Origin of the sequence: Rhizobium rhizogenes NBRC 13257, assembly GCF_000696095.1 — a bacterium.
Classification (GTDB): Bacteria; Pseudomonadota; Alphaproteobacteria; order Rhizobiales; family Rhizobiaceae; genus Rhizobium; species Rhizobium rhizogenes.
Map to the genome: position 1 here is coordinate 1 of NZ_BAYX01000017.1, position 1,153 is coordinate 1,153.

General features: G+C 60.9%; 1 protein-coding gene and 1 pseudogene. Both read left to right on the forward strand.

All coding sequences use genetic code 11. From position 1 onward, the window contains the following. Positions 1 to 858 (forward strand): carbohydrate ABC transporter permease (locus tag RRH01S_RS28025; RefSeq protein ID WP_052365321.1); only part of this gene is annotated, 858 nt, incomplete at its 5' end. Position 859: 1 nt separating this feature from the next. Beyond that, positions 860 to 1,153 (forward strand): annotated as a pseudogene (locus tag RRH01S_RS28030) (carbohydrate ABC transporter permease); the annotation flags it as partial.

The following is a 1,153-nucleotide window of genomic DNA, read 5'->3' on the forward strand; positions in this document are numbered from 1 at the left end:
ACCCGTTCTGCCGCTCGCGTCATGATGACGCCGTCGGTTTTGCTGCTCTTCGCGTGGATGATCGTCCCGCTGGTGATGACGATCTACTTCTCGACGCTGAACTACAATCTCCTGTCGCCCGGCGCGCATGATTTCATCGGGCTGCTCAATTACGAATACTTCATCACCGACCCCGCCTTCCTGAACTCCCTGATCGTGACGCTGCTGCTGGTCGGCGGCGCGCTGATCATCACCGTGGTTGGCGGCATCGCTCTCGCGCTCCTTCTCGATCAGCCGATCTTCGGCCAAGGCATCGTCCGCATGCTGGTGCTTGCACCCTTCTTCGTCATGCCGACGGTCGCCGCCCTCATCTGGAAACATATGTTCATGAACCCGGTGAACGGGCTCCTGGCGCATCTGTTCAAGTTCTTCGGGCTCGATCCGCTGACCTGGCTGGAGACCGTGCCGCTGTTTTCGATCGTCATCATCGTCGCCTGGCAGTGGTTGCCCTTCGCAACCCTCATCCTGTTGACGGCATTGCAGTCGTTGGATGAGGAGCAGAAGGAAGCCGCCGAAATGGACGGCGCCGGCGCGGTTTCGAAGTTCATCTACATCACCCTGCCGCATCTGGCGCGCGCGATCACGGTCGTCATCCTCATCGAGACGATCTTCCTGCTCTCCGCCTTCGCCGAGATCCTGGTCACCACCAATGGCGGTCCCGGCACGGCGACGACCAACCTCACCTATCTCGTCTATTCGCAGATCGTTCTGTCGCAGGATGTCGGCGGCGCATCGGCGGGCGGCATCATCGCCGTCATCCTCGCCAATATCGTCGCCATCTTCGTGATGCGCGCGGTTGGCAAGAACCTGGAGGCCTGAGATGGCACGCAATGTCTCTACACGGCGCAAGGTGGTCGTATCGCTGGCCGCCTGGGCCGTCGCGCTCCTCATCTTCTTCCCGATCCTGTGGACGATCCTGACGAGCTTCAAGACGGAAGGCGATGCGATTGCTTCGCCGCCGCAGTTCCTGTTCTTCCACTGGACGCTGGAGAATTACTTCGAGGTGCAGTCGCGCTCGAACTATTTCCTCCACTTCGCCAACTCGGTGATCATCGCCTTCGGCTCGACGATCCTCGGCCTGATCGTCGCCGTTCCCGCCGCCTGGGCGATGGCC